Here is a 22,972-nt window from a genome sequence, read left to right on the forward strand (position 1 = left end):
ACGCATTTGAGGTCGCATCTGGCATGGACTGTGCTTGAAATAGTTCCATTCGAATTGAGTGGAGTAAAGGATGCGGCTGTTGCGCTTCGTCCGGATAACAGGGAAATTCGAGCAAGTGGTTCATCTCAACGGCGAGGGGACACACGATGCCAGCGTTCACGTTTGAGAAGATCTCGCCGCCGGTGCGCCGCGCCCCGGCCGCAACGACACCGAAGAAGCCGCGCGGCCTCATCAGCCAGATGATCGATCGTTTCGCCGAGCGCCGCGCCAGGCGCGCGTTGCAAAGCGAGCGCGTCGTGCGCCAGGACGAGAAGCCGGCGGAGTAGCGGCATCGACGATGTCGTAGGGTGGGTTAGCGTGGCTCCTGCGCGAAGCGCAGCCCGGCAGGCGTAACCCACCACTTCTGTCACCGCGGAGATTAAAGAGGTGGATTACGCTGCGCTAATCCACCCTTCGAAAGCTTCCGCAACAACAAACTGCTCCACCCCTCGATCCGCAGATGCCGCAGCGGCACCAGGCCGCGCGCGCGATAGGCGGCGATCACGGCAGGGGCCTGATGCGTCAGCAGGCCGGAGAGGATGACGTGTGCGCCGGGCGCAAGGTGCCGCGTCATCGGGCTCGCCAATTGCCGGAGCGGATTGGCAAGGATGTTGGCCAGCACCAGGTCGAACGGGCCGCATCTGGCAAAATCCGGTGCGGCGAAGCCGGTGGCGCGGATCACCCGCACATGGTGACCGGTTTCGTTCAGCGTGGCGTTCTCGGCCGCCACCCGCACCGAGGGAGGGTCGATGTCGGAGGCCAGCACCGCGCGGTGCAGCGCCTTCGCCGCGGCGATGGCCAGCACGCCGGTCCCGGTGCCGAGATCGAGCAATTTGCTCGGGCGCGAGCTCTTCAGGACGTGGTCAAGCAACAGTAAACAGCCGCGCGTGGTGCCGTGATGGCCGGTGCCGAAAGCCAGCGCCGCCTCGATCTCGATCTTGAGTTTGTTCGGCGCGACGCGGTCGCGGTCGTGGCTGCCGTGGACGACGAAACGCCCGGCCGGGACCGGGACGAGATCCTCCAGGCTGGCCTTGACCCAGTCCTTGGCCTCGACCGTGTCGAACATGAGCGTGTCGGCGATCTCATTTCCGGCTGAAGTTGCAACGAGTTCGCGCAGCAATGCCTGGTCCGGCGCCTCGGCGAAATGCAGCGTGACGTCCCATGGCCCGTCCGGTCGCTCGAATGCGGCGACCGCCGCATCGCCCTCGAAAAAGACCTCCGTGAGCATGTCGACGACGCGCCTGGCAGCCGCCTCGGTGGGAAGCGAAAAGCTGGCGCGGTGGGTGGGAGAAGGCTGCATCAGGGTTCCATCGGGTTCAATTTTTGGAACTTTTGTTCCCAATTTTTCGCATAACTTGCAATTTGCGGGTTAACCCGACCGCAGGTTGCACTCCGTAGATTTGCGGGTGTTGGAACCGACCAACACATCTTGGAATGGAAATGGAGGCGAATCTTGAAGTGCATGGTTTCGAAGTTCTGGTCCGACGAGTCCGGTGCAACGGCGATCGAATACGGCCTGATCGCGGCGGGTATCGCTCTGGCGATCATCACCGTGGTGAACAGCCTGGGCGTTACGATGAATGACAAGTTCGGTTCGATTAGCAGCTCCTTGAAGTAATTTCTGCCTCCCATTTCCCAGCGGGGGCTACTTTCTTCGTAGGCTGTTTCCTGACAATCGCCCGCACGGGGAATTGCCCCTGGCGGGCGAGGTCGCTTGTGAGCGCGAGAATTGCCCACTGGCTATCCGCTCGTTTTCCGCACGTTATCCCGGCGCCTGTCCCGCCGGTCGTCCCCAGCCCCTCCACAGGTTTTCCCCAGCCTGTCCCCATCGGCCATGCGCAGATGTCGACGATCAGACCACAGGGTTCTCGACGCCCTGTCCACAGATCATCCACAGATCTATCCACGGCTTCCGAACAGCGAGCGGTGATCCCTCAGGATCGCCTGCGCCGCATTGTGGCCGGGGGCGCCGGTGACGCCGCCGCCGGGGTGGGCGCCGGAGCCGCAGTGATAAAGGCCCTTCAGCGGCCCGCGGTAATCGGCATGGCCGAGCATCGGCCGCGCCGAGAACAGCTGGTTCAGCGTCAGCGCGCCGTGGAAGATGTCGCCGCCGAGCAGGCCGAACTGCCGTTCGAGGTCGAGCGGCGAGAGGATCTGGCGGCCGAGAACGCTGGCCGCAAAGCCCGGCGCGTATTTATCCACCGTCGCGATCATGAGATCGGCGACCTCGTCGCGATGGTCGTCCCAGAACTTTCCGTCGGGAAGCTCCGGCGCGACATGCTGGCAGAACAGGCTCGCCACATGTTGTCCCGCGGGGGCCAGCGTGTCGTCGAGCGTCGAGGGGATCAGCATCTCCACCACGGGCTCCCGGCTCCAGCCGTGCGCGCGCGCATCGAGATAGGCGCGGTCCATGTAGCCGAGGCTCGGCGCGAGGATGATGCCGGAGGAGAGATGATCGCCGTCAGCCGGCAGCGCGGTGAAGGAAGGCAGGCGGTCCAGCGCCACATTCATGCGGAAGGTGCCGGAGCCGTTCTTCCACTGCCGGATGCGGGCGAGGAAGTTTTGCGGCAGGGCGTCCGCCGCGATCAGCCGCGTATAGAGCAGCTTCGGATTGACGTTGGCTGCGACATATCTGGCGCGGATCGTCTCGCCGTTGTCCAGCACGACGCCAACCGCGCGGTCGCGCTCGACGATCACCTCGCGCACGCCCGCATCGGTGTCGATCACGACGCCCTGCGCCTGTGCGGCCCGCGCCATGGCTTGCGTGATCGCGCCCATGCCGCCGATGGCGTGGCCCCAGACGCCCTTCTTGCCGTTCACCTCGCCGAAGGCGTGATGCAGCATCACATAGGCCGAGCCGGCGGCGTAAGGGCTGGCGTAATTGCCGACGATGGCATCGAAGCCGAACAGCGCCTTGACCAGGTCGTGCTCGAAACGCTGCTCCAGCATCTCGCCGGCCGAGCGGGTGAAGAGATCGAGCAGGCTGCGGCTTTGCTCCAGCGTGAGGCTGCGCAGAATGTTGGCTGTCTTCCACGCGTTGGCGCCCTCGCGGATTGCGGCGGTGCCAAAACCGTCGACGAGGTTCGGCGGCGCGCGCAACACGAATTGCCTGAGCACGTCGGCAATGTCTTCCAGCTCGCGCGAAAATCCGTCGAGCGCCTCCGCATCGCGCGCGCTGAGCCGCGCGACGGACGCTTTCGTCCGTCCCTCGCCGGTCAGCAGATAGCTGCCGTCGGGCGCGGGCAGGAAATTCTGCGCGCGCCGCTCGACGATTCGCAGGCCCAGTTCGGCGAGCTTGAGATCGCGGATCACCTGCGGATTGAGCAGGCTCACGGTGTAGGCCGCGACCGAATTCCTGAACCCCGGATGAAACTCCTCCGTGACCGCGGCCCCGCCGACCACCTTGCGGCGCTCGACCACACGCACGCGCAGGCCCGCCATCGCGAGATAGGCCGCGCAGGTGAGGCCGTTATGGCCAGCGCCGATGATGACGACGTCGGTTTCGCTCATGATGTCCCTGGCGTCATTCCGGGGCGCGCGTAGCGCGAACCCGGAATCTCGAGGTTCCGGGTTCGATGCTTCGCATCGCCCCGGAATGACATCTGTATATCAGCCATTCCTCGCTGCAACATCACGCGAGCCTTTATTGCCCGTTCAGGCGCCGTGTGCTCCATTGCAGCGGTCCGGCGCCCGCCGGAGTTTGGCCGGAGTTTTCATGGATTCGATCGTGCAACCCGCCGCCACGGTGCAGCCGTCCGCCTCGCGCAACCGGCTGCTGCTGACGGTCTACACCGCCGCGATCTTCGTCAGCGCGCTGCTGCTGTTCTCGGTGCAGCCGCTGTTCACGAAGATGGTGCTGCCGCGGCTCGGCGGCTCGCCGGCGGTGTGGTCGGTGGCGATGGTGTTCTTCCAGTCGCTGCTGCTCGCGGGCTATGCCTATGCGCATCTGTTGATGCAGGTCCGGAACCGGATCGTTCCTGTCGTGGTGCATCTCGTGCTGCTGGTGCTGGCCTTCGCGACGCTGCCGCTCGGCGTCGCCGGCGCCTATGGCGAGCCGCCGGCCTCGGGCTATGCGTTCTGGCTGCTCGGCCTGTTCGTGGTCTCGATCGGGCTGCCGTTCTTTGCGCTCGCCGCCAACAATCCGCTGCTTCAGGCCTGGTTCGTCCGCACCGGCCATCCCGCCGGGCACGATCCCTATTTCCTCTATGCGTCCTCGAACATCGGCAGCTTTCTCGCGCTGTTGTCCTATCCGTTCCTGCTGGAGCCGATCTTCACGCTGCATACCCAGAACCGGTTCTGGACCGGCGGCTATGGCCTGCTGATTCTTCTCATCGGCGCCTGCGGTGCGCTGCTGCTTCGCTCGCCGCCGCTGGCCGTGGTCGACGCGCGAACCGAGGAGATCAATGCGCCCGCGCCCGGTCTCGTGACGCGGCTGCGCTGGATCTTCCTCGCCGCGGTGCCATCCGGCCTGCTCATCGCCGTCACCGCGCACATCTCGACCGACGTCGCGGCGGCGCCGCTGCTCTGGGTGCTGCCGTTGTCGCTGTATCTGCTCACCTGGGTGGTGGTGTTCCAGTCGCGGCCGCTGTTGCCGCACAAATGGATGCTGATGCTCCAGCCGGTGGCGATCGCCGGCGTGGTCGTCCTGCTGGCCTTCGGCGGCGAGCAGAATTTGCTGCTGACGCTCGGCGGTCACCAATTGTGCTTCTTCGTCATCGCCATGGCCTGCCACGGCGAGCTGGCGCGGACCCGCCCCGCAGCCAAATATCTCACCGGCTTCTATGTCGCGCTGTCGTTCGGCGGCATGGTCGGCGGCCTGTTTGCGGGACTCGTTGCCCCCTTCACCTTCTCCTGGATCGCCGAATATCCGATCCTGGTCGCGCTCGCCGCGCTGTGCCGCCCGTCCGCGAACGAACGTCTTGCCGGCATCGTCAAATGGTACTGGCTGGCGCTCGCCGTACTCGCGGTGGCGCTGGTTGCGCCGTCCTACACCACCGGCAACATCTCGACCTGGTTCGAGGATCACCGCGTCTGGGTCGCCGGCTCCGTCGGCGTGCTGGCTGCGCTGCTGACACTGGCGCTCAACGTGGGCCGCTGGAAGATCTTTGCCACCGTCGCGCTCGCGCTGGCGCTGATCCGGATCTATCCGGCCGACGAGGGGCGGGTCACCACCGTGCGCAGCTTCTTCGGCGTGCACAAGATCGTGGAGACGCCGGGCGGTTATTTCCACGTGCTGATGCACGGCACCACGATTCATGGCGCCGAGCGCTTCCGCAACAATGACGGCACGCCTGTTACCGGCAGGCCCGAGCCGATCACCTATTACCACAAGGATGGCGGCATCGGTCAGGCCGTCACCGCGATCCGCGAGCGCAAGGGCGCGCCGCTCAAGGTCGCCGCGATCGGTGTCGGATCGGGCACGCTCGCCTGCGCTGCCCAGCCCGGCGAGGACTGGAAATTCTTCGAGATCGACCAGTCCATGGTCGACGCGGCGAGCGACTCGAAGAATTTCCGCTACATCTCGAGCTGCATGCCCGGCCTGAAACCGGTGATCGGCGATGCCCGCCTCACGTTCGCGAAGGAGCCGGACGGCGTGTACGATCTCATCATCGTCGATGCCTATTCGTCGGATGCGATCCCGATCCATCTCGCCACCGAAGAGGCGATGAAGATCTACAAGGACAAGCTCGCGCCCCACGGCGCCGTGGTGATGCATGTCTCCAACCGGCACCTCGATCTCGAAACCGTCGTGGTCGGCATCGCCGATGCCAACGACCTCAAGAGCTGGGTCTACAACGAGGATTCAGGGCGCGATGGCGACTACATCTTCTCGACCGACGTGGTTATCTCCGCGCGCGAGGAGGAAGATGTCGGCAAGCTCGCGTCATCCAAATCATGGGAACTGACCGAGGCCGACGACAGGGTGCGGGTCTGGACCGACGATTATTCCAACATCCTCGGTGCGCTGTACCGGCGGTTGCGGGATGGCGAGTAGGGCCGCTTCGTAGCCCGGATGGAGCGCAGCGTAATCCGGGGCCGCTCGTCGTGGCGGGCACGTCTCCCGGATTTCGCTGCGCTCCATCCGGGCGAAAAGGCCTCCGCTTCTACGGCTCCACCGGCGTTCCCGCCGGCAGCGCAATGCCCTTCTCGCCGGCGACCAGCCGCAGCAGGTCGGGCCTGTCAGAGATAATCCCGTCGACGCCGAGCTCGATCATTCGCGCCATGTCGTCGGGCTTGTTGACCGTCCAGACCACGACGCGCAGGCCGAGCGTGTGGGCTTCCGTGACCAGCGCCGCGGTCACATCGGCGAAATAGGGCGACCAGATTGCGCCGCCCGCAGCCTTGATGGTGCGCGGCAGCGAGCCGCCGTGATCGGCCGGACTGAAACCCGCCGTCCAGTCGGTCGCCTTGTCGAGCGCGATTGTCGGGGCCGAGCCCCGCTGGAGTGTCAGGTACACGGTCGGGATATCAGGCGCCTGCTGCTGGACGAGCTGCAAGGTCCTCCAGTCGAACGACTGAATCATGACGCGATCTGAAAACTTTTCGGCCCCGATCACATCGAGCAGCTTTGCGACGAACCCTTGCGGATCGAGCGTCTCCTCCGGACGGTTCGGATCGATCTTGGTCTCGATGTTGAAGCGCACGCGCATGTTGCCGGACTTGCGCACCAGCGCGAACAGCTCGCCCAATTTGGGAATGCGCGTCCCCGGCAGGGCGCGCTGCTCGGGGAATTGCCTGGCGTAAGCACTGTCGGGGCGAATCTGGCCGACGTCGTAGGTCCTGACCTCTTCGAGCCGCAGCTTCACGAAGGGCGTGCCGGGCGACGTGACGTAGGTGCCGCTCGCATCCCGCGCGAGATCGGGATTGAGCCCGCGTTCATGCGAGATGATGACCTCGCCGTCACTGGTGATGCCGACATCGAGCTCCAGCGTATCCACGCCCATCGCGAGCGCGTTGGCGAAGGCCGGAAGGGTGTTTTCCGGCAGCAGCGCCCGCCCGCCGCGGTGCGCCTCGAGATCGAAGGCCATGGACTCTCCCGCAATCGCCATCGAGATCGCAGCCAGAATTGTCGCAGCACGTGACGCCATCACAGTCCGGGGGGCAAGAGGAACGGGCGGTATTCAACCGCATTCTGGCTGATACGGCCTATTCTATAGGCTTTTGTGCCTGTTGAAAGCCCGGGCTGCGGCTTGGGTTGCGTCCGCCGGGCTTGTATGTAGTCATGGACGCCGCCCCGGAATTCCGACCGTGCAACAGAGACGCGATCACCGTATCATTCGCAGCCGGCATTTTCACAAGATGCAGCGGCGGCATTTCATCGTCTTCGACGTCCTGCCCTTCGTCGGTACGCTGATTGCGTTGGGCTTGCTGTTCTATCGTCCGATCGGCGCCATGGAGCTCGGCCTGTTCTTCGGCTTCTGGCTGATCACCGGCCTCGGCCTCACCGTCGGTTACCACCGCCTGTTCACCCATCGCGCCTTCGCGACGTCCACGACGATGAGCGCGATCCTGATCATCATGGGATCGATGGCGGGCCGCGGTCCCATGCTGTCATGGGCGGCGATGCACCGGCGTCACCACGAACTGTCCGATCACGACGGCGATTTGCATTCGCCGCGGCTGCATGGCGACGGCTTGCTCGGCCGCCTGCGCGGCTTCCTGCACGCGCACCTGACCTGGATGATCGCGCATGATTATCCCAACGTCGCGCATTACGTGCCGGATCTGATGGCGGACCGCAGGCTGGTTGCGGTCAACAGCTATTACTACACGTGGGTTGCGCTCGGCCTGTTGCTGCCCGCCGTGATCGGCGGCCTGGTCAGCATGAGCCTGTGGGGTGCGCTGAGCGGCTTGTTGTGGGGCGGCCTGGTTCGCATGTTCGTGGTCGAGCAGACCTTTTCCGCCATCAACTCCGTCATGCACACTTTTGGCGCGCAGCCTTTCGTCACCCGTGACGACAACAGCCGCAATCTCGGATGGATGGCCTGGCTCGGCTGGGGCGAGGGCTGGCACAACAACCACCATGCCTTTCCCTATTCCGCGGCCTTCGGCCTGCGCTGGTTCGAGTTCGATCCCGGCTTCATCTTCATCCGGACGCTGGAAGCGCTCGGGCTCGCCTGGGACGTCAAGGTGCCGAGCGAGGAGAAGATCGCGCGGCGCATGTCGCGGCAGCCGGGCGATGCGACGCCCGATCTGGAAACGGGCTGAGCATCATCCGCCGGCCTGCGCGCCGGTGATGGTGCGGCTTTGAACCGATGCTGTTCAACGACTACCCCTTTCTCCTGGTCTTCCTGCCGGCGGCACTGCTGATCAACCGCCTGGCCGATCCCTATCCGCATCTGCGGATCGGCGTGCAGGTCGCGCTGTCGCTTGCCTTCTATGCCTGGGGCAGCCCGTCCTTCGTCCTGCTCCTGATCGCCTCGATCGCGATCAACTGGGCCGCGTCTTTTGCCTATGGGCGGGTGAAGTGGAAGGCCGTGCTGACACTGGTGATCGTGCTCGATCTCGCGGTGCTGGCCCTGTTCAAATACGCCAATTTCCTGCTCGTGAATCTCGGCCTCGTGCTCGGCACCGCGCTTCCCGCGCTCGATATTGGGCTGCCGCTCGGCATCTCCTTCTTCACCTTCCACCACATCATGTATCTGGTCGATCTGAAGCGGGGCCGGGCGCCGCTCTACGCGCTCGACCGCTATGCGCTCTACATCGCCTTCTTCCCGCAGGCCATCGCGGGCCCGCTGGCGCGGTGGTCGGAGGTGATGCATCAGTTCGGCCAACAGGTCTATGTGCCGGGCTGGCAGCGCCAGTTCTGCATCGCGACCTGCTTCATGGCGATCGGCCTGTTCGAGAAGGTCGTCATCGCCGACAGCATCGCGCAGCTGCTCGATCCCATCTATGCGCAGGCCGCGACCGGGTCGCTTGCGAGCGGCGATGCCTGGCTCGCCTTCTGCTTCTCCTTCCAGATCCTGTTCGACTTCTCCGGCTATTCCGACATCGCGATCGGCCTAGGCCTGCTGTTCGGCGTGCAGCTGCCGTACAATTTCAATGCGCCGCTGCGCTCGACCAGCATCCAGGATTTCTGGCAGCGCTGGCACATCACCCTGATGCTGTTCCTGCGCGACTACGTCTTCTATCCGCTGGTCAACACCCGCCTGCTGCCGCGGCGCCTCCTGCCGGTCCAGTTCTTCGGCGCGATGATGATCACCATGGCGCTGTGCGGCCTGTGGCACGGCGCGAGCTGGACGTTTGTGCTGTGGGGCGTGCTGCATGGCCTCGCGCAGGTCGCCTGCGCGCTGTGGCGCCGCTATGGGCCGCATTTTCCGTCATGGCTCGGCTGGGCGCTCACCGTGCTGTTCGTGCTCGTAACCGGCGTGATCTTTCGCGCGGGGTCGGTGGAGGCGGCCTGGCATGTCTTCGCCGGGCTGCTTTCGCCGCCGCCGCTGGAGCGCGGCGGACAATTGTGGCCGCTGGTGTTGGCGCCGCTGGTCGCATTCCTGCTGCCGGCGAGCCAGGACATCGTGGCATTCTTCACCCGCCGTCCGAATGCGGTGATGGCGAGCCTGCTCGGAATCGGCATTCTGGCCCTGCTGATTCAGATCGGCGAACGAGGGATCCATGAGTTCGTCTATTTCCAGTTCTGACGTCTCGCCCGGATGGGGCCGCAGCCTTGCTGCCTGCTTCGGCACGCTCGCGCTGGGCGCGGCGTTGATCGCCATCCTGATGATCCTCGTTGATCCCTATGACAGCGGCCGGTTCGGTGCCTTCGGCATTGTTGGTGTGGGCGACCGCAATCCCTGGACCGCCAATGTCAGCCGGGCCCGCGACCCGCAATTCGATTCCGCGATCCTCGGCAATTCCACTGGTCAATTGCTCGAGCCCGCCAGGCTGGACGCGGCAACAGGTCTGCGCTTCGTTCAGCTCGTTGCGCCCGGCGCCGATCCGCGCGGCGATCTCGCGATCCTCGATTTCTTCGCAAGATACCATCCGACGATCCGGGCTCTGGTCATCTCGGTCGATCAGCCCTGGTGCAGCAATACCGTGTTGCCGCCGCCGAAGGATCCGTTTCCGTACTGGCTCTATGAGGGTGGTACGCTGCGCTATCTCGGCAACCTCTTCACCTGGGCCGCGCTCGATCGCGCCTTCCAGCGCATCGCGATCGCGCGCGGGGCGCGCCAGCCGGTCCGTGCGGATGGTTACTGGAATTACGAGGAATTATGGGCGCCCGGTGCGAAGCATCCCGTTGCCGCGGAGCCCGTGAAGGCGGCGCCGTTCGCGGGAAAAATCGACGATAGTTTTCCCTACGCCGGCATGCTCGTCGCTGCGCTCGGGAAGCTTCCGCCCGATATATCGTTGGTGCTGGTGATGCCACCGACCTTTTATACGGCCGTGCCCGGTCCCGGCAGTCGCGATGCCGCGGCCCACGCGGCTTGCCGGGAGGTCTACCGGGCCGTCGTCGGCGCCCGTGCGAACAGCAATTTGATCGACTACCGCGTCGACAACGCGCTGACACGGGATCCCGCCAATTTTGCCGACCTCATCCACTATCGCGCGCCCATCGCGCGCAGGATCGAGCAGGGTATTGCGGCGAGCCTGCGCGCCGGCGCAGCGGCCGAGATCAGCTTCTGATGCCTAGTTGATCTGCTCGAGGCTCCCGTCGAGCCAGAGCCTGCGCGCCAGCTTGCGCTGGATCTTGCCGCTGGTGGTCTTCGGCAGCGCACCGGGGCGGATCAGGACGATGTGACGGGCGGAGAGCTCGTGGCCGTCGGCAATGGCCTCGCGGATCCGGCCCTTGATCTCTTCAGCGTCGATCGTATGGCGCGCGGTGCGCTCGACCTCCTGCACGATGACGAGCGTCTCTTCGCCGCTCTGGTCCGGCACCGAGAACGCCGCGCCGCAGTTTTCACGAAGTGCGCCGTCCAGCATCTGCACCGTGCGCTCGATGTCCTGCGGATAATGGTTGATGCCGCGGATGATGATGAGGTCCTTGATCCGCCCGGTGACGAACAGTTCTCCTGATCTGTCGAGGAAGCCAAGATCGCCGGTGCGCAGCCACGGGCCGTCCTCGCCGGCGATCTCCGCATTGAGTCCGTCACGCGTCGCTTCGTCATTGCGCCAATAGGCGCGCGCGACATTGGCGCCGCTGACCCAGATCTCGCCGACGCGATCGGCGGGCAGGCGCGCGCATTGCTCCGGATCGACGATGGCGATCCGCTCGCCGGTGAGGGCGCGCCCGCAGCCCACCACGATTTGCGTATCGTCGGGATTGGAAGGTGGCTCCGCAGCATCGGCCTGAAGCGCTGCGCGGCTGACCTTGCGCGTAACGTGATGGCCACCGCGCGACCCGCCGGAAATGAGGAGCGTCGCCTCCGCCATGCCGTAGGCCGGATACATCGCGCGCGGATCGAAGCCGTGCGGCGCAAATGTCGCGATGAAACGCTGGATGGTTTCCGCATGCACCGGTTCTGCGCCGTTGAGCGCGATCCTGAGCGAGGAGAGATCGACGCCCTCCATCTGGTCGGCGCGATAGCGGTTGACGCAGAGGTCGAAGCCGAAATTCGGGCCGCACGCCACCTCTGCACGATAATGCGAGATTGCGCGCAGCCAGCCGAGCGGCCGCTGCATGAATGCGTTCGGCGCCATCAGTACGCAAGCAGCCCCGACATAGAGCGTCTGGAGCGCGTTCAGGATCAGTCCCATGTCGTGATAGAGCGGCACCCAGTTGACGTAAGTCGATCGTCTGCTGTTGCCGAGCGCGAGCCGGATCATCTCGAGATTGGCGAGCAGATTGGCATGGCTCACCATCACGCCCTTGGGCTCCGACGTCGAGCCTGACGTGTATTGCAGGAAGGCGATATCGTCCGGCGACGGCTCGGGCAGGTCGGATGCCACGCCGTCACTGCTGAGATCGACCTCGATCCACCGGATATTCTCTTGCGCGAAGCGTGCTTGCAGATCGCCGCGCAAGGCGAAGGCCGAGGTGGTGAGCGCCAGCTTTGGCGTGCAATTGGCGAGGATCGCGGCGCTGGCATCACGGGCAGAGTTTCGCCGCGGCATCATCATCGGCACGGCGATGGTGCCGGCCATCAGGCAGCCGAAGAACGCCACCAGAAATTCGAGGCCGGGTGAAAACACCAGGATGGCGCGGTCGCCGGGCCGCGCGACGTCGATCAGGCGCTCGGCGAGTGCGCTTGCGGCCTCGTGCAATTGACGAAAGGTGAGGGAGGCTTCTTCGGTCCCGCGATCGGAGACGAAGACATAGGCGCGGTCGTCGGCCTGCTCCGCCGCGCGCCGGGCCAGCACAGCCACGAGCGAGCGGAAACTGTCCATGTGCGGCGCCGGATTCAGCCGCCTTCAGGCGGCGGTGCGGATCGCGCGCTTGTCGGCGAGAAATCGGGACAAGGCCTCGACCGTCGGATGGTCGTAAAAGTCGTCGGTCGACAATTCGAGGTCGAGCTTCTCCTCCAGGTCCATCATGAGGTAGACGAGCATCGCCGAATCGAGGCCGAGGCGGTTGAATTTTGTGCCGGTGTCGACCCGATCCTTCGATATGCGCAGGATATTGGCCAGGGCGGCTACGCAGAAATCCGAAATCTGCTCGCGAGTCATGTCATTTCCCAGAAACAATGGGAAAGACAATACGATTGACCCCAGGGTTGTCAATTTGGCCCAAACGCCGCGGCGTTGAAGGTTGGGGACTGTTGCCTTTCTGCGTCGCCGTCAGCTCATTTCATGCGCAGGCTGGCGCTACTTTCTGCGGTCGACAGCAGCAATCGCCCGCCGCGCCAGCGGCTTTTGATTCGCTGGCGCGGCAGCGCCGCGTTCAGATGGCGTCAGTTCTGATAGTAGTAGCCGCGCGGCTGGTAGTACTGCCGGGTCTGGGGCTGATAGTAGGTGCCCTGCTGGCCATAACCCTGATTGTAATATGGCTGCTGCTGATAGACCGGCGCGTCATAGAGCGGGCGGCCGACCGGGCGCGGTGCCGGATAGCGCGTGCCGGTGTCGCTGCCGTCGGCGGGATAGATGTAGTTGTCGTCCTGCGGCATGTAGCGGCGGGCGGGCTGCGCCGGCGGCGCGAGATTCACGGGATCACTCGACGTGGCGTACTGCTCTTCGGCCGGCTGCGGTGCGCGGGCCACCGCCGCGGGGGCACGGCCGCGCGGATTGCGGGCGAGCGCGACCTGCGACGAGCCGGTCAGCGTCACCGTGGTGTTGAGCACGCCTTGCTGCTGCACCAGCGCGTAGAGCGTCGATGCGTTCTGTCGCGACAGCCGTACGCAGCCATGCGAGGCGGGCGAACCCAGGCGGCCGACCGAGTCGGTGCCGTGGATGGCGTGTCCGAGCTTGGTGAAGAAGATCGCGTGCGGCATCGGCGCGTCGTCGAATTCCTTGGAGTAGTGATCCTCTTCCATGCGGAAGGTGCGGAACGCGCCGTTCGGCGTCTCGCGCGAGGGGATGCCAGTCGATACCGGCCAGTGGTAGCGCGCGACGCCGTCGACGGCGACGGTCATCTGCTGATTGTCCTTGTCGACGGTGATCTCGACCTTGGCCTGCGCGGTGCCCGCGCTCACAAGCATCAGGGAGGCAAAAGCGATAAAAAATGAACGCATCTGGAAACGCATTTGAGGGAAACCCATGTGAGTCCTGGCCTCCGGCCTGTTCATGCAAGTCGCCGCGGCTCTCCGTCCCCCGGCGTGCAATATGCCTGCAATCCGGCTTCCGTTCCAGCGGCCTGCAAGCCCATCGTTAACGTGATGCCGGGCGTAAGCAAGGCCGCTTGGTGCCGCGTAGCTGGCGGCGGTGCTGACATTTTCGCGAGCGGAGCTGCGTTCACGACGCCGACAATTCGTCACAAAGGCGCAACCATTTGGCCGCCCCCGGCGTTGATGATGGCCTTCCGATTGGCGGCCTTCGCCGCCGTTTTACCCCTTAGGACCGAAGATGAACAAAGCCCGTGTTACCGCTGCCGGCCTGTCGGTCGGCTTGCCTGTCCGCCTGCTGTTCGCAGTCGCCGCTATCCTTCTTGCTCTGTTGGCCTTGCCGCAGGCTGGTCATGCCCAAGGCATCGTGCGTGGCGCGCAGGAAGGCTCTTATGAAGGCAACCGCATCGCCGGCCCCGTGGGCGGCGTCGTCGGTGGCGCGGTCGGCGCCGGTGTCGGCGGGGCCGTGGGGGCGGTGGAGGGTGTGTTCGGCATTCCCCATCACCGCCATTACCGCTGCCGCGGCTATTATGACGGCTATCACCGCTTCCACTGCTATCGGTGATATCGTCGTAGCCCGGATGGAGCGAAGCGCAATCCGGGCTACCCCACCGCCGTCAATTCTTCAGCCGGTATCCCGTCCTGAAAATCCACCAGATCGCGACCAGGCAGATCACCAGGAACGCCGTCGTCATGCCGATGCTGACGGCGACGCTGACGTCGGCGATCTCGTAGAAGCTCCAGCGGAAGCCGGAAATCAGATAGACCACCGGATTGAGCAGCGCGACCGTACGCCAGGTCGGCGGCAGCATGTCGATGGAATAGAAGCTGCCGCCCAGGAAGGTCAGCGGCGTCACCACCAGCATCGGGATCATCTGCAGCTTCTCGAAGCCGTCGGCCCAGATGCCGATGATGAAGCCGAACAGGCTGAACGTCACCGCCGTCAGCACCAGGAAGGTCAGCATCCAGACCGGATGGTGGATATGCAACGGGACGAACAGCCCGGCGGTTGCCAGGATGATCAGGCCCAGAATGATCGACTTGGTCGCGGCCGCGCCGACATAACCGAGCACGATCTCGAAGTAGGAAATCGGCGCGGAGAGAATCTCGTAGATCGTGCCGGTGAATTTCGGGAAGTAGATGCCGAACGAGGCATTCGCGATGCTCTGGGTCAGCACCGAGAGCATGATCAGGCCCGGCACGATGAAGGTGCCGTAGCTGACTCCCTCGACCTGGCTGATGCGCGAGCCGATCGCGGCGCCAAACACCACGAAATAGAGCGAGGTCGAAACGACGGGCGAGACGATGCTTTGCAGCAGCGTGCGCCAGGTGCGTGCCATTTCGAACAGGTAGATGGCGCGGATGGCGCGGTGGTTCATGACGTCCTCACGAGATCGACGAAGATGTCCTCGAGCGACGATTGGGTCGTGTCGAGATCGTTGAAGCGGATGCCGGCGGTGCGGAGGTCGCTGAGCAGGCTGGTGATGCCGGTGCGCTCGCCCTTGGTGTCGTAGTCGTAGACCAGCGTCGCGCCGTTGTCGCAGAGGTCGAGCTCGTAGTGGGCAAGGCTCTCCGGCAGCGAAGTGACCTTGCCCTGCAGATGCAGCGTCAGCCGCTTCCTGCCGAGCTTCTGCATCAAGGTCGCCTTGTCCTCGACCAGCACGATCTCGCCCTTGTTGATGACGCCGATGCGGTCGGCCATCTCCTCGGCTTCCTCGATGTAGTGCGTGGTCAGGATGATGGTGACGCCGGATTGCTGCAGCGTGCGGACAACCTCCCACATGCCCTTGCGCAACTCGACGTCGACGCCGGCGGTGGGCTCGTCCAGGAACAGGATCTGCGGCTCGTGCGACAGCGCCTTGGCGATCATCACGCGGCGCTTCATGCCGCCCGAGAGGGTGATGATCTTGTTGTCCTTCTTGTCCCACAGCGAGAGGTCTTTCAGCACCTTCTCGATATGGGCGGGGTTCTTCGGCTTGCCGAACAGGCCGCGGGAGAAGCTCACGGTCGCCCAGACGCTCTCGAAGGCATCGGTGTGGAGCTCCTGCGGCACGAGGCCGATCAGCGAGCGCGCCTTGCGGTAGGAGGTCTGGATGTCCTCGCCGCCGACGAGGACGCGGCCTTCGCTCGGATTGGCGATGCCGCAGATGATCGAGATCAGCGTGGTCTTGCCGGCGCCGTTCGGCCCGAGTAGCGCAAAGATCTCGCCTTGCTTGATGTCGAGATTGACGTTCTTGAGCGCCTTGAAGCCGGACCCATAGGTCTTCGACAGATTGGCGACGGAAATGATGGAAGACATGATGGCCGCAGGGCTGAGGGCGAAGACGGGGGAAGGGGAAGGCTGGAACCGGCCCGGACGGGCTGGTCAGCGGAGCCCTGAGATAGGAATGCCCTTGCCCGGTCGCAATTGCCGGGAGAAAAATGGTCTCAAAACAGGCGCTTCGGTGGCAGGTTTCGGGCAAGTGTTGCGCGAGGGTCACGGCCTGTGGCTAAGATTGCCGCTCACGCGCCTCTTTGTTGCGTCTGCGAGCAGGCCGTGGCTACGATTCCGGCCAATCGCAAAGCGTATTGTCCCAGGGAAAACATCGAGATGAGACCGAACGGCCGTCACACCGCCGGCGCCAGCCAGTTGCCCGCCCTCCGTGTGTGGGCGATCTGCCTGCTCCTGCTGTCAGCTGTTGCCATCAGCCCGACCACCGCGAAGGCGGCACCGAGCCAGGCCGCGGCCCAGACCACGCATGTCTACCTGCTGCGCGGCGTGCTCAACATTTTCTCGCTCGGGCTCGACACCATCGGCTCCCGCCTCCAGGCGCAGGGCATTCCGGTGACCGTCGCCAATTTCGTCTCCTGGTCCTCGCTCGCCGACGAAGCCGCGACCGCCTACAAGGCCGGCCGCATCAAGACCATCGTCCTGGTCGGCCATTCCTCCGGCGCGACCGCGCTGCCGGACATGATCGCCAAGCTCAACCAGCTCGGCGTGCCCGTGAAGCTCGCGATCGGCCTCGACTCGGTGTTCAAGACCAGGCTGTCGACCGGCGCCGAGCGCTACATCAACATCTATATCGGCGATGGCCCGGGCGAGCCCGTGCGCGCCGCGGCCGGCCTGCGCGGCAAGCTCGACAATGTCGACGTGCGCGGCACCGGCGTCGGCCATATCTCGATCGACAAGAACGAGGCGATCCAGCGCCGCGTCATCGCCGAGATCGACGCCGCCATCATGCGCTCGCGCGCCCCGGCAGCCCCGGTCGCCGAGCCCGGCGCACCCGCCGCCCCGCGGCAGGCGCGCTCCGCGGCGGCGACGGCGCCGCGGAACTGACGCGTTCAGCAAAATAGCTGGTCCGATCACGCCGCCGTCGACTTCATTGTCGGCGGCGGCGTTGTCTTGTCGGCGGTCAAAGCACGATTGCCGGATGTGACGAGGGCCCGCCGCGGCAGCGGCGAGCCCTCGATGTATCGGCGTGGGTGAACGGCTTTACTTCTTCTCAGGCACCCAGGTCGTGCTGGCCTTGTCGTATTTGAAGCCCGGCGCTTCCTTGAGCGTGTCCTTTGTCTCGTCGATGGTGAGCCACCATTTGTCGTTCTTCTTGGTGGTCTTCACCGCGCTGAAGGGCACGATGACGTCTTTTTCACCGGCGCCGAGAAAGCCCCCGACGCCGACGACGAGGCCGGTGATCTTGCCGGACTTGTCGACGAGCACGTCGTCGATGTCGCCAATCTTGCTTTCCTTGGGATCGTAGACCGCCTGCTTGTAGTAGTTGGTCACCGTCCAGCTTTCCGACGGGGCCGACTTCACGGTGGTCGTTGCCGCGTGCGCGGCGGTGGCGGCGGCAACCGCGACAACACATGCCAAAGCGAGCTTTTTCATCTTGGTCCTCCTCAACCATTGAGCGGGGTGCCAACGGGACAATTCGGCAATGGTTCCTCATGCGAGCCCTTGAGGAACCTGGCGTTCAATCTGGTGTTGATGCATCATGGCTCAGAAACGTCATCCCGGACCGATGTCAGTTCAGCCCGAGCGCATCTGGGGAGCGCTCCCCGTTGGCGAGAATGCGCCTGCCAAGCCACGGTCCCGATTGAATCGTTTGAGCGCGAAGCGGGCCGGCCTGCTAAGGCAGCAGGCACTCCGGATGCAGCGAGCCTTGCTCGCCGGCAGCAACGACGGTCGCAAGAGTTCTTCGAAATAATAAGCCGGTCTTTCGGCGTGCCGTTTGTTTGGGACCAGAACACGTGAAGCTATTCCAGTGTCCGTCGTGCCGGCAGCCTGTCTCGTTCGAGCACACCGCGTGCGCGAACTGCGGCACCCAGTTGGTGTTCGATCCTTCGCGCATCGACCTGACGAAACTCGCGCTCAATCAGGCCTGCCGTAACCGGGAGATCATCGGTTGCAACTGGTGTGTCCAGGGTGCGGACTGGTATTGCGATTCCTGTCGTCTCACGCGCACCATCCCGCATCTCGGCAGCACCAGGAACGTCATGCTTTGGCGGCGCGTGGAGGAAGCCAAGCGCCGTCTTCTCTACGATCTCCGCCGGCTGCGGCTTCCGCTCGTATCCCGCGGCGGTGACCGTGTGGTCTTCGACATTCTCTCCGACGAGATCAATCCGATCCTGACGGGGCATCTTTCGGGCGTGATCACGCTCAATCTCGCGGAGGCCGACGATGTCGAGCGCGAGGCCCGCCGCGTCGCGTTCCGGGAGCCGTACCGCACCCTGCTTGGGCACTTCAGGCACGAGATCGGACATTTCTACTGGGATCTGCTGGTCAACAGCACGACATTCCAGGCGCCGTTCAAGCTGATCTTCGGCGACGAGACGCAGGATTATCAGGCCGCGATCAGCGGCTACTATGGACGAACCGATCGTTCGTTCGACCGGAGCGCCTTCATCAGTGAATACGCGACGTCCCATCCCTGGGAGGATTGGGCCGAGACGTTTGCGCATTTTCTCCACATCCTGTCGACTCTCGACTCGCTCGCAGGCCTGCCTTTGTCACTGGACGAGCGCGCGAGGCAGACCCTGACGGACCCCTATCTGGAGAGCGACTTCGAGGCGCTGCTGGCATTGTGGACCCCGCTCTCCCGCGGCCTCAACGAGCTCAACAGGTCGCTCGGCATGAGCGATGCCTATCCGTTCGACATTTCGCCGGCGGTGAAAGGCAAGCTGCACCTCGTGCACATGGCGATCAGTGCATTCCGCGAGCAGCAGAGGGCTTCGCCGTCGGACGCAGCCGCTTGAGGGGCGAGCGGCATGCGGTCGCCTAACGCTTCCTCACCAGCTTGAGCGGGCGACCGGTCGGTTGACCCCGCGGCCTGCTTGAAGCGTCCTGTGCTTCAGGTGGAATCAGGAAGCGTACGAGCATTGTCCTCAGATGCTCCACGCTCTTTCCGATATCCAGCTTGGGATTGCGGATCGGCATCGCGCGCGATCCGTCGATGATGGCGATCAGGATGTTCGCCGTTGCCTCGGGGTCCAGTCCCGGATCCACCCGTCCCTGCTCTTGCGCCTGATGCAGGAAGTCACTCCACATGCGGCGGACCGCCTCGGTGTGGCGCGCGATGACCTTGGCGAAGTCGGGGTTGCGGGCGGCCTCGGCGAGGCCATCCAGGTTGAGGACCTGGGCGGGACGAAACCGCAGGCTGGTTTCCTCGATATCGGCGAGCAGCGCCTCGACCACGTCGGGGGCGGCGAGAATCTTTTCGAACCGCGCAGCCGTACGGGCGAGACCCATGTCGATCAACGTCTCGATGATCGCCACCTTGCTCGGAAAGTAGTGATAGAGGTGGCCGGGACTGATGCCGGCCTCGGCGCAGATGTCCGTCGTGCTGGCGCCACGGAAGCCGTCCCGGGTGAAGCAGCGAAGCGCCGCGCCGAGAATCTCGCCGCGCTTCTGCTCATGCTTGACGGGGTCGACTTTCCTCAAACCAGACATCTCCATTCACACTCGCCCCGTTTAGCACGACGATTCGCCACGAGAAAATCAAAATTAGAGAGTTCCATCTATTTATGTTGACGAGTGTTGCGAGGCGTGACAGTGATTATTAGAGTAATCTCTCTAATAATGCGCCGATGCGGGAATGGGACCATGCGCTTTCCACGGACGGCCCTGATGGGTGTCGCGCTTGCGCTCGGCGGGTGCGCGGCCGCGCCGCTTGAACGCGCCGGCTCGCTTCGAAGCTACGACCGGATGTCCGACGCCAACGGACTCGTCACGCGATCGCAGATACGGGTGAACAAGAAGGATGTGCTGGCGGCGAAGACGATCCGGATCGCGTCGACCGTCTTTCCCGCGCGCGCCGACGTTCCCTTGAACGAAAAGGAGCGGCGCCTGGTCGCCAACGCGATCAGCCGTGAGCTGTGTCTGCGCCTGAGCGAGCGTTTCCGCATCGTCTCCGCCGAAGACGACGCCGACCTCACGGTGCAGGCGACGGTGACGCATGCCTCACCGACCAGCCCGACCGCCTCCGGCGCTTCGAAAGCCCTGTCGATTGCCAAGACCGTTGTCCTTCCCGCCGTGCCCGTGCCGGTGCCGAGGCTTCCGGTCGGGGCTCGGCGGTCTGTCGGTCGAGGCGGAAGCGCGCGACTTCGCGGGGTTTCAGAAGGCGGCGATGGTGTGGGCGCGCAACGCCAACTCCATTTCGAATTCTGCGCGGGTCGCCAACGAAGGCGATGCCTACGATCTCGCCGCCGATTTCGGCGCGGACTTCGCCAAGCTGGTGACCACCGGAGAATCGCCGTTCGGCGGCATCCCTGCGCTGCCTCCGATGGACAGCATTCCGGTGCGCCTCGGCGGTGCACCGAAATATGTCGCCTGCGAGGCGTTCGGACGGTTTCCCGGCATCACCGGCTTCGCAGGGCAGGGGCTCGGCCTGCCGCCGGGCTGGACGGATTCCGGCGCCAAGGAGAGTCCGGTGAACGATCCGGCTCCAGCACCGGTGCCCCCGGTCAATTCAGAGCCGGCGCTCACGCAATGATCCGGCAATGATCCGGATGCATTGCTCGTCGCGTCCGACTTCAACAGCTTTCGTAGCCGACCAGAGTAGATGACATGACCCCACGACCAATTCGCACCCTGCGCCAAAGCACAGCGCGCGCGAGCGCGAGAAGCGTTCCCCTGTTCACGGCCGACGAGGCGTGGAGCCGAACGAACGCGGATCGGCGTCTGGCCGGCGAGACGGACGACCAGGATTCGATGCTCGAACCCGGCTTCTGGATGACCGCCATGGTCGCGTTCTTGCCCACGGTCGCGGGCTGCCTCTATCTCTTCCTGACCCAGGGATGAGGCGCGTATCGAGCGCGGCGGCTTCGTCCGCCGCCCTGGCGTTGTTGCTGGCGGGGTGTGCGTCAAGCGCGAATCTGCCTCCGGTCTATCATCCGCCGCGCAGCCCGAGCGCCAAGGCGGTGCAGGAGGGCGTCAAGAAGGCCGCCGCCGAGGTCAAGCTGACCGGGAGACTCGAGACAACCGCGGTCCGTCCTACCAACCACGGGCCGGGGTCGTATTTCGTCTGCCTGAGGCTGGGCGGTGGTCCGTCCGATAAGCACCCTGCCTATTCGGTCTTTTTCGATGATGACGCCTACAAGGGCATCCAGAGCTCGGTGATCTTCGACGCCTGCGAAGTCCAGCCATGGGTTCCGTTCAATTGATGCCGGGCTGTCGGGTGGTAGGAATACGGACCCCGGCCGACGGGCGTCGCGTGCCCGGTTCCGTGCCCCAAAAACCACCCAATCGGTGGTCACTAAGCGCCTCGGGGGAGGACTCTGCCTCCTGTGGTGGGACTGCTGGACTGATGGTTGATTTGAGGCGGCTAGTCGCGCTGGCAGTGGTTGCACTGCTCGCCTTGGGCATCGGCACGGCCGTGGCCTCACCCGTCAAGTCCAAGCGCGCGGCGGCGACGCCCACCGCGCCACCTCCCGCTCCGCCCCCCGAGCCTCTGCCGCCGCCAAAAATCTACCTGTTCCGCGGCGCCATGGGGCCGATCTTCTCGACCGGCATGGACCGTCTCGAGGAGAAGCTGACGAAGGCCGGCTTCTCGGCCAACGTCTACGAATTCACCATCTGCCGGTGGATCGGCGATCGCGCCATCGCCAGCTACAAGGAAAGCCCGGCGCCGATCGTGCTGATCGGCCATTCCATGGGCGGGCTGTGCTCGGTCGTGATCTCCGAGATGGCGGCCAAGGAAAACATCCCGATCAGCCTCGTCATCGCCATCGATCCTGCGCATGCGACCGGCGACGTACCGCTCAATGTCGAGCGCTTCATCAACATCTTCCTGTCCGACAGCGTGCTCGGCGGCGGCGATGTCGTCGCCGTGCCCGGCTTTCGCGGCCACTATGCGAGCTACGACCTCAAGGAGAACAGCCGCGTCTCGCACATCAACATCGAGAAGTCGGACGACATCCATCGCCAGATCGTCGACATGGTGACACAGCTGCCGCGCATCCCGCCCCAGACCCAGGGCGATGCCGTGCCGCTGCGCTATCTGGTCCCTGCGAATACGCTGGTGGAATTGTGGGACAGCGGCGTGCGGGTCCCGGTCCGTCGCGGCGATACCATGGAGAGCATCGCCGCGGCCAATCGCGTGCCGCTGTGGACGCTCGCCCAGAGCAATTCGCTGGCGGAGAACGCGCCGCTGACGCCGGGCCAGACCATCATCGTCCCGCGCCATCTGACGCCGCCGGAGCCTGCGGCGGCGATGGCGACGCCTGCACCGCCGCCGGCGCGGCGGTAAGTGGTCCCGGGCGGATAAGGCCGGGAGGAGCAGTCTGACGCCCTCCGGCCTGATCCAGTCATTCGCTCACTGATGCCGGGGCAGCCATCTCGATGCAGGTGTCGAGCGAGCCATGGTGGAAGCATGGCTCCCCGGCCGATAGGCGGCGGTGAGGAGCATTTGAAACAATGCCCTTTCACCCGCGTATTTGGCTGCGGCGCGGCCATTTTCGGACCCGTGCATGACCAGGCGTCCTTCCGTCGTGCAGACACGCCAACGCCAGGTCCGTCGGCCGCACCTCTTCAGGAACACTTCGAATGTCGGGAGGATATCGGACATTTCAGTCAGCCGTGGATGCCTGCTGCCATGAGCGCGGATGCGTTCTCGATCCCCCGGTTTGGAGTGTCAAAGGCGAGCGGAAAGGTGGAGGCGGCGAGCTGCTCGATCGCGGAGCGTTCCTCGGCCAGGCGCTTCTCGATGAATTGCCGCTCGCACTCGGTCAGCTCGGTCTTGAGCAGCCGCCGATAGCGGCTGGGG

At 64.6% G+C, this 22,972-nt stretch carries 23 protein-coding genes and 1 pseudogene; 13 read left to right on the plus strand and 11 right to left on the minus strand.

Annotated elements, in window-relative coordinates:
- Positions 1-146 precede the first annotated feature (146 nt).
- Positions 147-326, plus strand: a complete 180-nt coding sequence (locus tag PMI42_RS04425) for a hypothetical protein (protein WP_008130937.1) — start codon at positions 147-149, stop codon at positions 324-326.
- Between the two features lie 92 nt (positions 327-418).
- Here the strand turns inward: PMI42_RS04425 and PMI42_RS04430 are convergent, their stop codons facing one another.
- Positions 419-1,339: a 50S ribosomal protein L11 methyltransferase gene (locus PMI42_RS04430; protein WP_008130938.1), complete on the minus strand. Its 921-nt coding sequence runs from the start codon at positions 1,337-1,339 to the stop codon at positions 419-421.
- A gap of 162 nt (positions 1,340-1,501) precedes the next feature.
- Here PMI42_RS04430 and PMI42_RS04435 point away from each other — a divergent pair, with 162 nt between their 5' ends.
- Entirely contained in the window at positions 1,502-1,657 is a 156-nt protein-coding gene (locus PMI42_RS04435; protein WP_008130939.1) for a Flp family type IVb pilin, read from the plus strand.
- Positions 1,658-1,938: 281 nt separating this feature from the next.
- On the opposite strand, the gene PMI42_RS04440 is transcribed toward PMI42_RS04435, so the two are convergent.
- Positions 1,939-3,549, minus strand: a complete 1,611-nt coding sequence (locus PMI42_RS04440; RefSeq protein ID WP_008130940.1) for a phytoene desaturase family protein — start codon at positions 3,547-3,549, stop codon at positions 1,939-1,941.
- A gap of 205 nt (positions 3,550-3,754) precedes the next feature.
- Here PMI42_RS04440 and PMI42_RS04445 point away from each other — a divergent pair, with 205 nt between their 5' ends.
- Positions 3,755-6,034, plus strand: coding sequence for a spermidine synthase (locus PMI42_RS04445; RefSeq protein ID WP_008130941.1), 2,280 nt, complete (start codon positions 3,755-3,757; stop codon positions 6,032-6,034).
- A 109-nt stretch (positions 6,035-6,143) separates the two neighbouring features.
- Here the strand turns inward: PMI42_RS04445 and PMI42_RS04450 are convergent, their stop codons facing one another.
- A complete protein-coding gene (locus PMI42_RS04450) occupies positions 6,144-7,127 on the minus strand; it encodes a glycerophosphodiester phosphodiesterase (RefSeq protein WP_035964483.1) in 984 nt (327 codons plus the stop codon).
- Positions 7,128-7,287: 160 nt separating this feature from the next.
- On the opposite strand from PMI42_RS04450, the gene PMI42_RS04455 reads away from it, so the two are divergent.
- From PMI42_RS04455 to PMI42_RS04465, 3 genes are read left to right on the plus strand one after another with little or no spacing between them, the layout of a single operon-like run.
- A complete protein-coding gene (locus tag PMI42_RS04455; protein ID WP_240535205.1) occupies positions 7,288-8,247 on the plus strand; it encodes an acyl-CoA desaturase in 960 nt (319 codons plus the stop codon).
- Positions 8,248-8,294: 47 nt separating this feature from the next.
- Complete coding sequence (locus tag PMI42_RS04460) at positions 8,295-9,677, plus strand: MBOAT family O-acyltransferase (protein ID WP_008130946.1); 1,383 nt, start codon at positions 8,295-8,297, stop codon at positions 9,675-9,677.
- Positions 9,652-10,662, plus strand: a complete 1,011-nt coding sequence (locus PMI42_RS04465) for a hypothetical protein (RefSeq protein ID WP_008130947.1) — start codon at positions 9,652-9,654, stop codon at positions 10,660-10,662. The genes PMI42_RS04460 and PMI42_RS04465 overlap by 26 nt, the downstream gene beginning before the upstream one ends.
- A gap of 3 nt (positions 10,663-10,665) precedes the next feature.
- On the opposite strand, the gene PMI42_RS04470 is transcribed toward PMI42_RS04465, so the two are convergent.
- The 3 genes from PMI42_RS04470 to PMI42_RS04480 all read right to left on the minus strand — a co-directional run bounded on the left by PMI42_RS04470 (position 10,666) and on the right by PMI42_RS04480 (position 13,697).
- Positions 10,666-12,363 carry a fatty acyl-AMP ligase gene (locus tag PMI42_RS04470; protein ID WP_008130949.1) on the minus strand — a complete coding sequence of 566 codons (1,698 nt, stop codon included), beginning with the start codon at positions 12,361-12,363 and terminating at the stop codon, positions 10,666-10,668.
- A gap of 24 nt (positions 12,364-12,387) precedes the next feature.
- Complete coding sequence (locus tag PMI42_RS04475) at positions 12,388-12,642, minus strand: acyl carrier protein (protein ID WP_008130951.1); 255 nt, start codon at positions 12,640-12,642, stop codon at positions 12,388-12,390.
- A gap of 224 nt (positions 12,643-12,866) precedes the next feature.
- Positions 12,867-13,697 (minus strand): L,D-transpeptidase, encoded by an 831-nt coding sequence (locus PMI42_RS04480; protein WP_085969401.1) that lies wholly within the window; start codon positions 13,695-13,697, stop codon positions 12,867-12,869.
- 277 nt (positions 13,698-13,974) lie between these two features.
- On the opposite strand from PMI42_RS04480, the gene PMI42_RS37775 reads away from it, so the two are divergent.
- Positions 13,975-14,298, plus strand: a complete 324-nt coding sequence (locus PMI42_RS37775) for a hypothetical protein (protein WP_008130955.1) — start codon at positions 13,975-13,977, stop codon at positions 14,296-14,298.
- A gap of 52 nt (positions 14,299-14,350) precedes the next feature.
- Here PMI42_RS37775 and PMI42_RS04490 read toward each other — a convergent pair whose 3' ends face one another.
- The gene (locus PMI42_RS04490) at positions 14,351-15,112 is read right to left on the minus strand and encodes an ABC transporter permease (RefSeq protein ID WP_008130956.1); all 762 of its coding nucleotides are present in this window, start codon (positions 15,110-15,112) and stop codon (positions 14,351-14,353) included.
- Positions 15,109-16,032: an ABC transporter ATP-binding protein gene (locus tag PMI42_RS04495; protein ID WP_008130958.1), complete on the minus strand. Its 924-nt coding sequence runs from the start codon at positions 16,030-16,032 to the stop codon at positions 15,109-15,111. Before PMI42_RS04495 ends, PMI42_RS04490 begins: the two co-directional genes overlap by 4 nt.
- Before the next feature lie 291 nt (positions 16,033-16,323).
- Here PMI42_RS04495 and PMI42_RS04500 point away from each other — a divergent pair, with 291 nt between their 5' ends.
- A complete protein-coding gene (locus PMI42_RS04500) occupies positions 16,324-17,049 on the plus strand; it encodes a hypothetical protein (protein ID WP_008130961.1) in 726 nt (241 codons plus the stop codon).
- A 156-nt stretch (positions 17,050-17,205) separates the two neighbouring features.
- Here PMI42_RS04500 and PMI42_RS04505 read toward each other — a convergent pair whose 3' ends face one another.
- Positions 17,206-17,598, minus strand: coding sequence for a PRC-barrel domain-containing protein (locus tag PMI42_RS04505; protein WP_008130962.1), 393 nt, complete (start codon positions 17,596-17,598; stop codon positions 17,206-17,208).
- Between the two features lie 362 nt (positions 17,599-17,960).
- On the opposite strand from PMI42_RS04505, the gene PMI42_RS04510 reads away from it, so the two are divergent.
- Positions 17,961-18,965, plus strand: coding sequence for a zinc-binding metallopeptidase family protein (locus PMI42_RS04510; protein ID WP_008130965.1), 1,005 nt, complete (start codon positions 17,961-17,963; stop codon positions 18,963-18,965).
- A 22-nt stretch (positions 18,966-18,987) separates the two neighbouring features.
- Here PMI42_RS04510 and PMI42_RS04515 read toward each other — a convergent pair whose 3' ends face one another.
- Positions 18,988-19,665: a TetR/AcrR family transcriptional regulator gene (locus PMI42_RS04515; RefSeq protein ID WP_008130967.1), complete on the minus strand. Its 678-nt coding sequence runs from the start codon at positions 19,663-19,665 to the stop codon at positions 18,988-18,990.
- A 171-nt stretch (positions 19,666-19,836) separates the two neighbouring features.
- On the opposite strand from PMI42_RS04515, the pseudogene PMI42_RS04520 reads away from it, so the two are divergent.
- From PMI42_RS04520 to PMI42_RS04535, 4 genes and pseudogenes are all read left to right on the plus strand, one after another.
- A pseudogene (locus PMI42_RS04520) lies at positions 19,837-20,701 on the plus strand (DUF3313 domain-containing protein).
- A gap of 74 nt (positions 20,702-20,775) precedes the next feature.
- The gene (locus PMI42_RS04525) at positions 20,776-21,009 is read left to right on the plus strand and encodes a hypothetical protein (RefSeq protein ID WP_008130971.1); all 234 of its coding nucleotides are present in this window, start codon (positions 20,776-20,778) and stop codon (positions 21,007-21,009) included.
- Positions 21,006-21,371, plus strand: a complete 366-nt coding sequence (locus tag PMI42_RS04530; protein WP_008130973.1) for a hypothetical protein — start codon at positions 21,006-21,008, stop codon at positions 21,369-21,371. Before PMI42_RS04525 ends, PMI42_RS04530 begins: the two co-directional genes overlap by 4 nt.
- Positions 21,372-21,514: 143 nt before the next feature.
- Positions 21,515-22,456: a LysM peptidoglycan-binding domain-containing protein gene (locus tag PMI42_RS04535; RefSeq protein WP_008130975.1), complete on the plus strand. Its 942-nt coding sequence runs from the start codon at positions 21,515-21,517 to the stop codon at positions 22,454-22,456.
- Between the two features lie 323 nt (positions 22,457-22,779).
- On the opposite strand, the gene PMI42_RS04540 is transcribed toward PMI42_RS04535, so the two are convergent.
- Positions 22,780-22,972, minus strand: a 193-nt coding sequence (locus PMI42_RS04540; RefSeq protein WP_008130977.1) for a hypothetical protein, incomplete at its 5' end; no start/stop codon positions are given.

Source organism: Bradyrhizobium sp. YR681 (genome assembly GCF_000282615.1).
GTDB lineage: Bacteria > Pseudomonadota > Alphaproteobacteria > Rhizobiales > Xanthobacteraceae > Bradyrhizobium.

Coding starts and splice junctions, on each gene's coding strand:
- PMI42_RS04425 (WP_008130937.1), top strand. CDS start 147: ATGCCAGCGTTCACGTTTGAGAAGATCTCGCCGCCGGTGCGCCGCGCC.
- PMI42_RS04430 (WP_008130938.1), bottom strand. CDS start 1,339: ATGCAGCCTTCTCCCACCCACCGCGCCAGCTTTTCGCTTCCCACCGAG.
- PMI42_RS04435 (WP_008130939.1), top strand. CDS start 1,502: ATGGTTTCGAAGTTCTGGTCCGACGAGTCCGGTGCAACGGCGATCGAA.
- PMI42_RS04440 (WP_008130940.1), bottom strand. CDS start 3,549: ATGAGCGAAACCGACGTCGTCATCATCGGCGCTGGCCATAACGGCCTC.
- PMI42_RS04445 (WP_008130941.1), top strand. CDS start 3,755: ATGGATTCGATCGTGCAACCCGCCGCCACGGTGCAGCCGTCCGCCTCG.
- PMI42_RS04450 (WP_035964483.1), bottom strand. CDS start 7,127: ATGGCGTCACGTGCTGCGACAATTCTGGCTGCGATCTCGATGGCGATT.
- PMI42_RS04460 (WP_008130946.1), top strand. CDS start 8,295: ATGCTGTTCAACGACTACCCCTTTCTCCTGGTCTTCCTGCCGGCGGCA.
- PMI42_RS04465 (WP_008130947.1), top strand. CDS start 9,652: ATGAGTTCGTCTATTTCCAGTTCTGACGTCTCGCCCGGATGGGGCCGC.
- PMI42_RS04470 (WP_008130949.1), bottom strand. CDS start 12,363: ATGGACAGTTTCCGCTCGCTCGTGGCTGTGCTGGCCCGGCGCGCGGCG.
- PMI42_RS04475 (WP_008130951.1), bottom strand. CDS start 12,642: ATGACTCGCGAGCAGATTTCGGATTTCTGCGTAGCCGCCCTGGCCAAT.
- PMI42_RS04480 (WP_085969401.1), bottom strand. CDS start 13,697: ATGAACAGGCCGGAGGCCAGGACTCACATGGGTTTCCCTCAAATGCGT.
- PMI42_RS37775 (WP_008130955.1), top strand. CDS start 13,975: ATGAACAAAGCCCGTGTTACCGCTGCCGGCCTGTCGGTCGGCTTGCCT.
- PMI42_RS04490 (WP_008130956.1), bottom strand. CDS start 15,112: ATGAACCACCGCGCCATCCGCGCCATCTACCTGTTCGAAATGGCACGC.
- PMI42_RS04495 (WP_008130958.1), bottom strand. CDS start 16,032: ATGTCTTCCATCATTTCCGTCGCCAATCTGTCGAAGACCTATGGGTCC.
- PMI42_RS04500 (WP_008130961.1), top strand. CDS start 16,324: ATGAGACCGAACGGCCGTCACACCGCCGGCGCCAGCCAGTTGCCCGCC.
- PMI42_RS04505 (WP_008130962.1), bottom strand. CDS start 17,598: ATGAAAAAGCTCGCTTTGGCATGTGTTGTCGCGGTTGCCGCCGCCACC.
- PMI42_RS04515 (WP_008130967.1), bottom strand. CDS start 19,665: ATGGAGATGTCTGGTTTGAGGAAAGTCGACCCCGTCAAGCATGAGCAG.
- PMI42_RS04525 (WP_008130971.1), top strand. CDS start 20,776: ATGACCCCACGACCAATTCGCACCCTGCGCCAAAGCACAGCGCGCGCG.
- PMI42_RS04530 (WP_008130973.1), top strand. CDS start 21,006: ATGAGGCGCGTATCGAGCGCGGCGGCTTCGTCCGCCGCCCTGGCGTTG.
- PMI42_RS04535 (WP_008130975.1), top strand. CDS start 21,515: ATGGTTGATTTGAGGCGGCTAGTCGCGCTGGCAGTGGTTGCACTGCTC.